At 62.3% G+C, this 12,131-nt stretch carries 11 protein-coding genes and 1 pseudogene; 3 read left to right on the top strand and 9 right to left on the bottom strand.

The features are described from left to right. Positions 1 to 92, top strand: a pseudogene (locus QOC89_RS27755) (DUF2322 domain-containing protein); the annotation flags it as partial. A gap of 133 nt (positions 93 to 225) precedes the next feature. Next, complete coding sequence (locus tag QOC89_RS27760; protein WP_323047969.1) at positions 226 to 1,248, top strand: aldo/keto reductase; 1,023 nt, start codon at positions 226 to 228, stop codon at positions 1,246 to 1,248. A gap of 78 nt (positions 1,249 to 1,326) precedes the next feature. Here QOC89_RS27760 and QOC89_RS27765 read toward each other — a convergent pair whose 3' ends face one another. Both QOC89_RS27765 and QOC89_RS27770 read right to left on the bottom strand, forming a co-directional pair. Beyond that, a complete protein-coding gene (locus QOC89_RS27765; RefSeq protein ID WP_323047960.1) occupies positions 1,327 to 1,683 on the bottom strand; it encodes a DUF934 domain-containing protein in 357 nt (118 codons plus the stop codon). Then, positions 1,680 to 3,467 carry a nitrite/sulfite reductase gene (locus QOC89_RS27770; protein WP_323047961.1) on the bottom strand — a complete coding sequence of 596 codons (1,788 nt, stop codon included), beginning with the start codon at positions 3,465 to 3,467 and terminating at the stop codon, positions 1,680 to 1,682. Before QOC89_RS27770 ends, QOC89_RS27765 begins: the two co-directional genes overlap by 4 nt. 325 nt (positions 3,468 to 3,792) lie before the next feature. On the opposite strand from QOC89_RS27770, the gene QOC89_RS27775 reads away from it, so the two are divergent. Next, on the top strand, positions 3,793 to 3,981 hold the full coding sequence (locus QOC89_RS27775; protein WP_323047962.1) for a DUF2970 domain-containing protein: 189 nt from the start codon (positions 3,793 to 3,795) through the stop codon (positions 3,979 to 3,981). A gap of 77 nt (positions 3,982 to 4,058) precedes the next feature. Here the strand turns inward: QOC89_RS27775 and QOC89_RS27780 are convergent, their stop codons facing one another. The 7 genes from QOC89_RS27780 to oxc all read right to left on the bottom strand — a co-directional run. Then, complete coding sequence (locus tag QOC89_RS27780; RefSeq protein WP_323047963.1) at positions 4,059 to 5,474, bottom strand: PLP-dependent aminotransferase family protein; 1,416 nt, start codon at positions 5,472 to 5,474, stop codon at positions 4,059 to 4,061. A gap of 196 nt (positions 5,475 to 5,670) precedes the next feature. Beyond that, positions 5,671 to 7,461 carry a chloride channel protein gene (locus tag QOC89_RS27785; RefSeq protein ID WP_323047964.1) on the bottom strand — a complete coding sequence of 597 codons (1,791 nt, stop codon included), beginning with the start codon at positions 7,459 to 7,461 and terminating at the stop codon, positions 5,671 to 5,673. A gap of 6 nt (positions 7,462 to 7,467) precedes the next feature. After that, a complete protein-coding gene (locus tag QOC89_RS27790) occupies positions 7,468 to 7,881 on the bottom strand; it encodes a MarR family winged helix-turn-helix transcriptional regulator (RefSeq protein WP_179740310.1) in 414 nt (137 codons plus the stop codon). 88 nt (positions 7,882 to 7,969) lie between these two features. Beyond that, positions 7,970 to 9,136 carry an HPP family protein gene (locus QOC89_RS27795; protein ID WP_323047965.1) on the bottom strand — a complete coding sequence of 389 codons (1,167 nt, stop codon included), beginning with the start codon at positions 9,134 to 9,136 and terminating at the stop codon, positions 7,970 to 7,972. A gap of 166 nt (positions 9,137 to 9,302) precedes the next feature. After that, positions 9,303 to 9,734 (bottom strand): PAS domain-containing protein, encoded by a 432-nt coding sequence (locus QOC89_RS27800; RefSeq protein ID WP_323047966.1) that lies wholly within the window; start codon positions 9,732 to 9,734, stop codon positions 9,303 to 9,305. Between the two features lie 108 nt (positions 9,735 to 9,842). Then, positions 9,843 to 11,093: a formyl-CoA transferase gene (frc, locus tag QOC89_RS27805; protein WP_323047967.1), complete on the bottom strand. Its 1,251-nt coding sequence runs from the start codon at positions 11,091 to 11,093 to the stop codon at positions 9,843 to 9,845. Between the two features lie 24 nt (positions 11,094 to 11,117). Beyond that, on the bottom strand, positions 11,118 to 12,131 hold a 1,014-nt coding region (oxc, locus tag QOC89_RS27810; protein ID WP_323047968.1), incomplete at its 5' end, for an oxalyl-CoA decarboxylase.

A 12,131-nucleotide genomic window follows, 5' to 3' on the forward strand; every position in this document is an offset into this window, starting at 1 on the left:
ACCGTCCGGGCGCGCACCCGAACGTCGATCGTTTGCTTGCGATTGCGGCCGGTGGAGAAGCATTGCGAATCGACGTCGTCGCAGCGGATTGAAGCGGATCAAGCGCGAATAAAGTCGACGAATGCCCTGAGCGGAGCCGGCATATGCGTCCGGCTCGGGTAGTTCAGAAACGGCCGATACTTGCGCTCAAGCGCCCTGCGTGTGGCGCAACTAGCGAGGAACATGATGAAGCAACTTCAACTGGGTAAGACGGGTCCGCAAAGCTCCGCCATCGGTCTCGGCTGCATGGGAATGTCGGGCATGTACGGTCCGTCCGACCGCGCTGAAAGCATCGCCACGATTCACGCCGCGCTCGAAGCCGGCATCACGCTGCTCGATACAGGCGATTTCTACGGCTCGGGCCACAACGAAATTCTGCTCGGCGAGGCGCTGAAAAGCGCGCCGCCTTCACGCCGCGACGCGGCGATCATCAGCGTGAAATTCGGAGCCATGCGTGATCCTGCCGGCGGCTGGTCGCTTTACGATGCACGTCCCGCGGCGGTCAAAAATTTTCTCGCTTACTCGCTGCAGCGGCTGGGCGTCGATCATATCGACATCTACCGTCCTGCCCGGCTCGATCCCAATGTGCGGATCGAGGACACGGTCGGGGCGATCGGCGACATGATCAAGGCCGGCTATGTGCGGCACGTCGGTTTGTCCGAGGTCGGCGCGACGACCCTCCGTCGCGCGGCAGCGGCGCATCCGGTGAGCGACCTGCAGATCGAGTACTCGCTGATTTCACGCGGCATTGAAGACGAGATACTGCCGGTGTGCCGCGAGCTCGGCATTGGCGTCACGGCGTATGGCGTGTTATCCCGCGGCTTGATCAGCGGCCACTGGAGCAAGGACGCCGCGGGCAAAGGCGATTTTCGCGCGATGAGTCCGCGCTTTCAGGGGGACAACGTCGATCACAATCTCGCGCTCGTGGATGCGCTGCGCAAGGTGGCCGATGCAAAAGGCGTCTCGGTTGCGCAGATCGCGATTGCGTGGGTTGCCGCCCAAGGCAGCGATATCGTGCCGCTCGTTGGCGCGCGTCGACGCGATCGTCTTGCTGAAGCGCTCGGTGCGGTCGACGTGACGCTCGCGGCGGACGATCTGGCCGAGATCGCGCGGGTGGTGCCGATCGGCGCTGCCGCGGGCGATCGTTACGCGGCGGCGCAGATGGCGCATCTCGACAGTGAAAAGGGCAGTCACGGACACGCCGGTTGATGCATTGACGGGCGGTGACGCGCGCTGATCGGCGCTGACGGGCGTTGACGGATCAGGCAAACCGGATGAGCCCCGCGCTTATTGATAGAACCCGGGGAACCGCTCGAACTGCCGTTTCGCGTCGGTCGGGTCGACGCCCTCTTTCAGTACGGCGCTGGAAAAGCCGGTTCGTTCCATCTGGACGAGCTGGTCTATCAGGACATCGCCCGTCGCGCGTAAATCGCCCTTGAATCCCAGCCTGCGACGCAGCAGATAAGCCTGACTGTATGCGCGTCCGTCCGTGAAATGCGGAAAGTGCAGGTCGATGCGTTCGATGCTTCCAAGCTGATCGCCGAGTGTCGCCGGGTCGGCGTCGTTGGCGAGCTGAACGGGATTATGGGCATCGTCGGCGAGATGCTCCGACGTCGTCAAAATTCTCAGCGTGCCGGTTTTCATAGTGAGACCTCGGCTTTGCAGCGGGCGTCGTTGGCTGCGGCCTTGAACGGTTCCAGTCCGATGCGCCTTAGCGTTTGAATAAAAGTTTCCCGCGTGGCGCCAGTGCTGCGCAGATCGCGGTAAGTGGAAAGAATCGCCTCGACGACGTCAGGAATCTCGGCGGCGGAGAACGATGGGCCGATCACCTTGCCCGGTTGCGCAGCGCCACTCGCCTGTTTGCCGTCCGCTCCGCCGAGCGTGACCTGATACCACTCCTCGCCATCCTTATCGACACCGAGAATGCCGATGTGACCGCTATGGTGATGTCCGCACGAGTTGATGCAGCCGCTGATGTGCAAATCGACTTCACCAATGTCGTCGAGCTCGTCCAGATCCTGGTAGCGTTCGGCGATGGCTTGCGCAATGGGAATCGAGCGGGCGTTGGCAAGCGCGCAAAAATCGCCGCCAGGACAGGCGATCATGTCGGTGAGCAGATGGACGTTTGCGCTTGCGAGATCCGCGTCGCAAGCGGACTTCCAAAGCAGGAACAGGTCGTCGGCATGAACCCATGGCAACACGATGTTCTGCGTGTGCGTGACGCGTGCCTCTGCGGCGGAAAAACGCTCGGCCAGATCGGCGACGGTATCGAGCTGATCCGCGGACGCGTCTCCTGGGGCCTGCATCAGGCGCTTGAACGACAGCGTGACGATACGCAGCGCAGGGTCCTTGTGCGGCGCCACGTTGCGCTGCAGCCAACGGCCAAAACGAGGATTGAGTTCCGCTTGTACGCGCAAATCTGAGCGCACGTTCCCATCACGTTCGCGGGTTCTGCTCTTCAGAGCCGGCGGTATGAACGACGCGCTCACCCGGTCGAACTCGGCGTGAGGGATGGTGTGCGGACCGCCGTCGAGTTCGACGATCTGACGGAACTCCTCGTCCACCTCGTCGATATACCGTTGACCCTCGGCCTTGACCAGAACCTTGATGCGCGCCTTGTACTTGTTGTCGCGTCGGCCGTAGCGGTTATAGACCCGCACTACCGCTTCAATGTAATTCATGATCTGCCGCCATGGCAGAAAATCGCGGAGCACCGTGCCGATCATCGGCGTGCGACCCATCCCGCCGCCGACGGTTACCCGAAAGCCAAGCTCGCCCGCGTCGTTTTTCAGGAGCCGCAGACCGACGTCATGCCAATCCGTCGCGGCCCGGTCTTCGCTCGCGCCGGTGATCGCGATCTTGAACTTGCGCGGCAGAAACGCGAACTCGGGATGAAGCGTTGTCCATTGACGCATGATCTCGGCGAACGGTCGCGGGTCGGCGATCTCGTCCGGGGCAACGCCCGCGCGTTCGTCGCAGGAAATGTTGCGAATGCAGTTGCCGCTGGTCTGAATGCCGTGCATGTCGACGCTCGCGAGCAGGTCCATCACATCCGCTGCTTTCGAGAGCGGAATCCAGTTGAACTGCACGTTGGTGCGCGTGGTGAAGTGCGCGTAGTGGGTCGGCAAGTGCAAGGTGCCGAGCCGCCGTTGTGCCTCGGACGCAAGCCTGTAGACCTCGGCCTCGGGCTCATCGTATTCGCGCGCGACCCGGGCCAGCATGCGCAACTGCGCGCTCGACAGCTCGCCATACGGAACGGCGACACGCAGCATGGGCGCGTGCCGTTGCACATACCATCCGTTTTGCAGACGCAGTGGGCGAAAGTCGTCCTCGCTGAGTTTGCCGGACTGCCAGCGCTCGAGCTGGTCGCGAAACTGCGCCGCGCGGCTGCGCACGAATGATTTGTCAAACTCGGTGTATTGGTACATGGTCCGGTGCGTCTGCGGCTTATCTACGGCATAGCTTGTCTGGGCGTCGGCTCGGGGAAAATCCAACGGTCGTCTAGCGCGAACGATAGAGGCAACGGCGATCGCCGAAAAGTAGCAGATGCCGTGAAAAATGCGCTAGCAGATGGCAGATGGCAGATGGCAGATGGCGGATGCGGCTGCGACTTCGGCTTCGGCGAGTAACCGGGCGGAAGTGGCAGGGCAAACTGCTGCGCTGGAATTGTTTGCAGCTGCTGCTTTTTTGCCTGCGCCATCCGGCTCAAACTCTCGCGTGAGATGAAACAATCCTGCCTTGAGAGGTGATGCCATGAACCTGTTGAAGATGACGCGAATCGTGCTGTGGAGTTTTTTCGGCATCCGTCGTGGCGCGTCGCACCAGGCCGATATGGTGGGTGTCAAGCTGCCGCTGTTGCCGTTCGTCGCCGTGGTGCTCGCTGGCGGTTTGGGCGCGACGCTGTTCGCGCTCGCGAAGCTTGCGATCAACGTCGCGCATTGAGCCGTGCCGCGGATCGGCCGGTAAACATGAACACGAACATGCCGGCAGCGTGGAAAGGGCGTGCGGTGCTTATTCGCTCATTCGCTCGCGCGTTCGAGCAGCGAGCCCAGCGTCTTGATGGCGTTCTCCATCGGGTCGCTCCATGGATGGCCGAAATTCAATCGAACGTGGTCCCGGAACGCGTGCCGCGCGGAGAAGACCGGTCCCGGCGCGATGCTGATACCGTGCTCGATCGCGAGACGGTGCAGTTGCATGGCATCGACGCGCGGTGGCAGCCGAACCCACAGGAAATAGCCGCCGGACGGCCGCGTCCAGTGCGAATCGTCGGGCATCCAGCGGTTTAACGCGGTATCCATCGCGCTCAGTTGACTGCGGAACGAACCGCGCAGTTTCCGTAGATGCTTGTCGTACCCGCCGTGCTGAAGATAGTCCGCGATGCCCGCCTGGGCCGGAATGCTGGCCGACAAAGTGGTCATCAACTTCAGACGCTGGACCTTGTCGGCGAAGCGGCCCGCCGCGACCCATCCAATGCGGTATCCCGGTGCAAGCGTCTTGGAAAACGAACTGCAATGCATCACGAGGCCCTGCTTGTCATAGGCGATGGCGGGTAGCGGGTATGTTGGGGCATGGTGCAGTTCGCCGTAGACATCGTCCTCGATGAGCGGCACGTCGTGCCGGGCAAGAAGCTCGACCAGTGCTTGCTTCTTTTCCAGCGACATGGCCGCGCCAGTCGGATTCTGGAAGTTGGTCATGAACCAGCAGGCCCGAATCGGATGTTTGTCGAGCGCATCCGAGAGCGCCTGTAAATCGAGGCCCTCAACCGGGTCGACGGGAATCTCCACCGCCCGCAAGTCGAGGCGTTCAATGGCTTGCAGCGCCGCATAGAATCCGGGCGACTCCACCGCCACGACGTCGCCCGGTCGCGTCACCGCCATCAGGCAAAGATTGAGTGCTTCCAGTGCGCCATTCGTGACGACGATTTCCTCCATCGGCTGGCCAATACCCATCGCCATGTAGCGCAACGAAATCTGGCGGCGCAGCGCCTCATTGCCAGGCGGCAAGTCAACCACGGTGCTCCATGGACTGATTAGCCGGCTCGCGTGTCCGAGCGATTTCGCGAGGCGTTGCAGTGGGAAAAGTTGCGGAGAGGGGAATGCCGAGCCCAACGGAACGATATCGGGATGTTTGGCCGCTTCGAGCACCGAGAAGACGAGATCGGTGATTTCGACTTTGGCTGACTCCAGGGCGGGCGATGGGCGTGGCGTCTTAGGTTGTTCGAGCGCCGCGCCCGGCGCGACGTAATAGCCCGAGCGCTCGCGTGCCCGAATCAAGCCCCACTCTTCGAGCAGATAGTAGGCGCGAAACACGGTGGACTGGCTGACACCGTGCTGCGTGGTGAGCTGTCTCAGCGAGGGCATCCGAGAGCCCGCGGGACGGCTGCCCGTGCGGATTTCGTTGGCCATGGTATTGGCCAGCAATTCGAAGCGTTTCATTGAGCGGCCGTGGTTCGCCTGCATTCATTCCGTGAATGTGGGTGGCCGGTGTGGTTCGATACCGCGCCATCAAGCAGGCGATGTTGCCTTGAATGCGGGCGTTGGGCAAGGTGTCATGCATTGCGTTAAGCGTATGACGGGCGGCCCTGAATGGTTCACCCGTATTACTTCAACCGCCCGCTGACCGGCTGTTCGCTCAAGGAACCGGCGGGAAGTGCCGCTCGCCGGTGTGGATCCGCAAGCGCCGGAAACGCTCCTTGTTGTGCTCATCGTCGAAGTGAGCAAGAGACGGTTTGACCAGATCGCTGCGCGACACAATGCCGATCAGTTGCAACGTGTCGGCATCGGCAACCACCGGCAGCCGTTCGAGACCGTGCACCGCCAGCCGCGTTGCGACGAGCCGGCAGGTTTCGCTGGGCAATGCAAAAGCGGGGGAGCGGTGGCGCAATACATCGGCGAGGCGCGAGTCGAGCGCATGCTCGGTCTTGCCATCGCGAACTTTTTCGAGTACCGCGCGATCGACGACGCCTGCCAGCAAGCCTTCACGCACGACCGGATAGGCGCGATGCGTCTGCGTCGTGCCGAAGTACGTTTCCAGCGCCTCTCCCACGGATAGATCGCCGTCGATCGTCTCGACGGTACACGACATCACCTCGTCGACGTGGTGGCGCTCAAGCGGATCGACGCCGTATTCCCGGTAAATGTGATAACCGCGCCGGGCGATTTTCTCGGTCATGATGGAGCGCTTCATGACGACCGTGGCAAACCCGTGCGCGACCAGCGTCGCGGCGAGCAGCGGCAGCAACGCGTTGCTGTCGTGCGTGAGACCGAACGCAAACACGACGGCGGTCAGCGGCGCGCCCAGCGTGGCGCCGAGCGTGGCCGCCATGCACACGAGCGGCCACAGCGCAGGCTCGCCGCCCGGCAGCACATGGCCGAACACGACGCCGAGCCCCGCACCCAGCATGAGCAACGGCGCCAGCACGCCGCCCGAGGTGCCCGAGCCCAGCGCCACGACCCAGATCACCGCCTTCACGACCAGGATCGCCAGCGCGATCTGGAGGGCAATGTGCTGATGCAACAGGTCGCCGATCACGTCGTAGCCGACGCCCAGCGCGCGAGGCTCAAGAAAGCCGCCAATGCCGACGACGAGGCCGCCGAGCGCGGGCCACCACATCCAGTGGATAGGCAGCTTGCCGAACAGGTCTTCGGTCTTGTAGAGCGCGGCGGACAGACCCGAGGCGAGCGCGCCGGACATCAACCCAGCGATCACGCAGGACACCAGCGACATGGCACCTGGAGGCGCTGTCTCAAGCGGAAACAGTGGCCCGGTGCCGAAGAATGCCGCGCGCGCAAAGCCCGCGACCGCGCATGCCAGCGCGACCGGTAGAAAACTGCGCGGACGCCATTCGAACAGCAGCAGTTCGACCGCGAGCAATACGGCCGCCACCGGCGTGCCGAAGACCGCAGTCATGCCGGCCGCGGCGCCGGCAACCAGCAGCGTCTTGCGTTCAGCCGACGTGACCTTCACGCATTGCGCGATGAGCGAGCCCAGTGCGCCGCCCGTCATGATGATCGGGCCTTCCGCGCCGAATGGCCCGCCGCTGCCGACCACAATGCCGGACGACAGCGGTTTCAGAATCGCCACTTTCGGCGACATGCGGCTCTTGCCGAACAGGATGGCTTCGATCGCTTCAGGAATGCCGTGACCACGGATCTTCTCCGAACCGTAACGGGCCATGAAACCGACGATGACCCCGCCGATCACGGGAATGATCACCACCCAGATACCCAACGTGTTGAGGGCCGGCGAGCGGTCCGCAAACGAAAATTGCTGGAAGAAAAACAGATTGGTGAACAGATGAATCAGGCTCAGCAGCACGAACGCCGCGAGCGTGCTCAGGGCGCCAATCACCGCGGCGAGTGCGGAAATGCCGGGCAGCCGCGCGTTGGTGGAAAAATCGCGCTTATGGGAATCGAGACTCATGGCGATTCAGTAGTCGATTTGAGGAACGTTAAAGGCACCTTTGAGCGACTTCAGTTCGGCTCGGTGCATCTGGGCGAGACGGGCAAGTACCTGCTCGCCTGCTTTCAACAAATGAACCTCGACCTGGCGGCGGTCGGTCTCGCTGACCTGTCTGCGGACCAGATCGAGCGCCTCGCAGCGGGACACGAGCGCGACCACGCCGTGATGCTGCGCCTGGAGCCGTTCCGCAAGCTCGCCGACGGTTGCCCAGTCGCGCTCCGGATAACCTTTGATGTGCAGAAGCAGCAGATACTGCAACGGCGTAATGCCTTCGCCCTGGGCGGCCTGCTCGGAAAAGCGCTCGAAGCGCCGCATCTGGTAGCGAAACTCGGACAGCTGTTCGAAGTCCGCCTTGGTCAGGTTGCGAGCGAGGGTTTTCATCGGCGTTCCGTGCACAGGGGTAAAGTGCGGATTATATCATGACGTGATATTTATGCTCATGCCTAAGCGTCGGCGTGCATGACACGGGTTATGCCGCGCGATGTTTTTGCTGAGCGTAAGCCTGGCGATACAGCCCGGCGATCAGGTCGGCTTGCGTGATCATTCCAGCAAGCCGCCGATTTGCGTCCAGAACCGGGATATGGTGGTGCCCGTAGTTCGCGAACACCGGCACCAGTTCGACGATCGGCGTGGTGGCGTCGACGGTATGAACGTCGACGTTCATCAGGGCGCCGACCAGCGGCGCCGGCGTGATGCTGCGTCGGAACCACCGTAGCAAGGGCGACGACAGACCGGCCCCTCTGCTGTACGCGCGTTTGTCGACCAGGTCGGCGCGGGTCACGATGCCGATCACGTGCTGCTTTTCGTCAGTGACCGGCAGTGCCTTGATGCGGCGCTGTTTCAGCAGACTCCATGCGGCGGAAGCTCGTGTGATGGCCGATACGGCGAGGAGGGAGCGCGACATGATATCCGCGCAGGTCAGTTCATTGAAGGTGCGGGCGTAGGCTTGCAACTGAACGTCGCGCAGCAGGGATTCCAGATCGTCCGTGTCGATATCGAGCAGTTCGCCGCGCCGGTTCAGCACCGCCTCGAGGTCCGCGCGCGTGAAACCTTCGCTCGGCGCCGCCGCCGATGCCACTTTGCCTTTGGCCGCGTTCTGCGCGACATGCGGATACCGGTGCCCGGTAGCCGCGTGATAGATGACGGCTGCGCACAACAGCAGCAGCGACTGGATCGCGATGGGTTCGGCTACGAAGCGGTAGCCCAGCGCATGGACTGCCGGACCGCCAAGGACAGCGGTCAGAGCCACCGCGCCCGACGGCGGATGAACGCACCGCAGCGCAAACATTGCACAGATTGCCAGCGCGACGGCCAGAGCGGCGGCGCCCACCGGATCGGCGATCCAGCTTGCACAGGCCACGCCGACCGTAGCGGAGACGAGATTGCCGCCGATGATGGACCACGGTTGCGCAAGCGGACTGGCAGGAACGGCGAACAGCAGCACGGCGGAAGCACCCATTGGCGCCACAAGAAGCGGAATATTCGCCGTCGGTCCGAGCAGGACGTGCATGGTCCCGCCCGTGAACGCGATTCCCAGCAATGCGCCGAGACACGATCTGAAGCGTTCCGGCCAGCGGACGGCCATGGGATGAGGGGCAAAGCTGGAAAACCAGCGGATGAGGGCGTCTCGGGACAAAGTTCTAATAGGAAAGTGGCGGGTGTGACGTGGGACGGCACCACACCTTAAGGCCAAATCCTCACGAAACGAAAGAACGCTTCGTCATGATTATATTTCATTGTGATATAAATCGCGGACGACCTTGTCGCGACGAATGCTTGTCTAGCCGTGCGAAATAGCGCGCTCACGCGCGCGCGGACGCTTCCAGCTCCGCAAGACGTTTGCGCAGCAGGCGATCTTCCTGGAAGCGGCTGGTTTCGTCGCGTATCACGGCGACGATCCCAGTGAGTTCGTTTTGCGGCGAATGCAGCAACGCAACCGTAAACGCAATCGAGAGTGCCCGCCCGTCTTTATGCACGGCGGGGACCCGCAGCACATCGTTGCCATAGCGGGTTTCGCCCGTTGCCATGGTCTTGTGATAGCCGTCCCAATGGCGGCCGCGCAGACGTTCCGGAATAATCAGATCCAGCGACTTTCCCATTGCCTCGCTTTGCGTGAAGCCGAACATGCGTTCAGCGGCAGGATTCCACAACGTAATGCTCCCGCCGGCATCGGACATGATGATCGCATCGCCGATTGCGTTGACGAGTTGCTCGAAGTCGATGGCTGTTTGCATGGCATTCCCTGAATGTAAAACGCAAATCCTTGAATGGGATACGGCGCCCGTTGAAGGGCGCCGTATCCGCAGGCCCAGGCATACCAACGGGCCTGCGGTGTACCACCATTAAACCGCTTTGATTTCGCGCAGGTTGAAGATGTCCTGCTTGCTATAGCCAAGGCTCGCGAGCACTTCATCCGTATGCTCGCCGAGCAGCGGCGACGCGGTGACCTCCGGCTTCATGTCCGAGAACTTGATCGGGCTGCCGACCGTCAGATACGTGCCGCGTTTCTTGTGCGGCACTTCGACGATCGTGCCGCTCGCGCGCAACGAAGGATCGTTGGCCAGTTCCTTCATCGTCAGCACCGGTGCGCACGGAATGTCGAACTTGCGCAGGATGTCGACCGCTTCGAATTTGGTCTTGTCGGCGAGCCAGCCTTCAATGGTGCCGAAGATCTCGAAGATATGCGGTTGACGCGCTTCCGCGGTTTTGTAGGCGGGGTCGTCGATCCACTCCGGTTTGCCGAGCGCCTTGCAGATCGGCTCCCACGCATGGCCCTGGATCGTGAAGTAGATGTATGCGTTCGGATCCGTCTCCCAGCCCTTGCACTTGAGCACCCAGCCCGGCTGACCGCCGCCGCCGGCATTGCCGCCACGCGGCACCACGTCGCTGAATTCGCCGTGCGGATATTGCGGATATTCCTCGAGATAGCCCACACGCTCCAGCCGCTGCTGATCGCGCAGTTTCACGCGGCACAGGTTCAGCACGCTGTCCTGCATCGACACGGCGACCTTCTGGCCTTTGCCGGTTTTGTCGCGCCCTATCAGTGCGGTCAGAATACCGATGGCCAGATGCATGCCGGTGTTGCTATCGCCGAGCGCGGCGGCGCTGATGGTCGGCGGACCGTCCCAGAAGCCCGTGGTGGAGGCCGCGCCGCCGGCGCATTGCGCGACGTTTTCGTAGACCTTCAGGTCGTCGTAGTGATGGCCGTCGCTGAAGCCCTTCACCGAGGCGACGATCATCTTCGGATTGAGTTCGTTCAGGCGTTCCCATGAAAAGCCCATCCGGTCCAGTGCACCCGGGCCGAAATTCTCGACCAGCACGTCGGATTCGCGAATCAGCTTTTCGAGGACTTCCTTGCCCTCTGGCTTTTTCGTGTCCAACGTCAGCGATTTCTTGTTGCTGTTGAGCATCGTGAAGTACAGCGCGTCGGCGTCGGGAATGTCGCGCAACTGGTTGCGCGTGACGTCGCCTGAACCCGGCCGTTCAACCTTGATCACGTCGGCACCGAACCACGCCAGCAACTGGGTGCACGCGGGACCGGCCTGAACGTGGGTGAAGTCGATGATCTTGATACCTTCGAGCGGTTTGGTCATTTTTTTCTCCGTGGTTGCTGTGGATTACTTTTTCATTGCCGCGCTTTGCGGATTCAGATTGGTCAGGCGGCCGCTTTCGGTACCGGCCGCTTCGTCGATGACGGCATTGATCAAGGTCGGCTTGCCCGATGCGATGGCTTCCAGCAGCGCCTTCGTCAGCTCTGCCGGGGTGGTGGCGTGGTGGCCGACGCCGCCGAATGCCTCGATCATCTTGTCGTAGCGCGCGCCCTTCACGAATACGGTGGGCGCCACGTCCTTGCCGCCGGTCGGGTTCACATCGGTGCCGCGATACACGCCGTTGTTGTTGAACACGATCGTGCAGACCGGCAACTCGTAACGGCAGATGGTTTCGAGTTCCATGCCGCTGAAGCCGAACGCGCTGTCGCCTTCGATTGCGACAACCGGTTTGCCGCTCGTCACCGCCGCGCCGATTGCGAAGCCCATGCCGATGCCCATGATTCCCCACGTGCCGGAATCGAAGCGTTTGCGCGGCTCGTACATGTCGATGATGCTGCGCGCGTAGTCGAGCGTGTTCGCGCCTTCGTTGACGACGTTGATGTCCGGGCGCGTCTTCAGGACATCGCGAATCGCCCGCAATGCGCTGTGGAAGTTCATCGGCGACGGGTTCTTGTCGAGCGTGGCGGCCATCTTCTCGAGGTTCTTGCTCTTGCGCTCGGCGATCGCACCGGTCCATTCGGTGTTCGGTTTCGCGAAGCCCGCATCGAGACCGGCACGCAGTGCCGCTACGCACGAGCCGATATCGCCGATCACCGGCGCCGCAATCGCGACGTTGCTGTCGATCTCGGTCGGCGAAATATCGACCTGCACGAAGCGCTTGGGCGCCGCGCCCCACGTTTTGCCCTTGCCGTGCGAGAGCAGCCAGTTCAAACGCGCGCCGATCAGCACGACAACGTCCGCTTCCTGCAGCACGAATGAGCGCGCCGCCGACGCCGATTGCGCGTGCGTGTCGGGCAACAGGCCCTTGGCCATCGACATCGGCAGATACGGAATGCCGCTTTGTTCGACGAACGCGCGAAT

Origin of the sequence: Paraburkholderia sp. (assembly GCF_034668105.1) — a bacterium.
GTDB lineage: Bacteria > Pseudomonadota > Gammaproteobacteria > Burkholderiales > Burkholderiaceae > Paraburkholderia.

What these genes read in the sequence shown, in the direction of transcription:
- QOC89_RS27760 (WP_323047969.1), top strand. Translation starts at nt 226, where the DNA reads ATGAAGCAACTTCAACTGGGTAAGACGGGTCCGCAAAGCTCCGCCATC.
- QOC89_RS27765 (WP_323047960.1), bottom strand. Translation starts at nt 1,683, where the DNA reads ATGAAAACCGGCACGCTGAGAATTTTGACGACGTCGGAGCATCTCGCC.
- QOC89_RS27770 (WP_323047961.1), bottom strand. Translation starts at nt 3,467, where the DNA reads ATGTACCAATACACCGAGTTTGACAAATCATTCGTGCGCAGCCGCGCG.
- QOC89_RS27775 (WP_323047962.1), top strand. Translation starts at nt 3,793, where the DNA reads ATGAACCTGTTGAAGATGACGCGAATCGTGCTGTGGAGTTTTTTCGGC.
- QOC89_RS27780 (WP_323047963.1), bottom strand. Translation starts at nt 5,474, where the DNA reads ATGAAACGCTTCGAATTGCTGGCCAATACCATGGCCAACGAAATCCGC.
- QOC89_RS27785 (WP_323047964.1), bottom strand. Translation starts at nt 7,461, where the DNA reads ATGAGTCTCGATTCCCATAAGCGCGATTTTTCCACCAACGCGCGGCTG.
- QOC89_RS27790 (WP_179740310.1), bottom strand. Translation starts at nt 7,881, where the DNA reads ATGAAAACCCTCGCTCGCAACCTGACCAAGGCGGACTTCGAACAGCTG.
- QOC89_RS27800 (WP_323047966.1), bottom strand. Translation starts at nt 9,734, where the DNA reads ATGCAAACAGCCATCGACTTCGAGCAACTCGTCAACGCAATCGGCGAT.
- frc (WP_323047967.1), bottom strand. Translation starts at nt 11,093, where the DNA reads ATGACCAAACCGCTCGAAGGTATCAAGATCATCGACTTCACCCACGTT.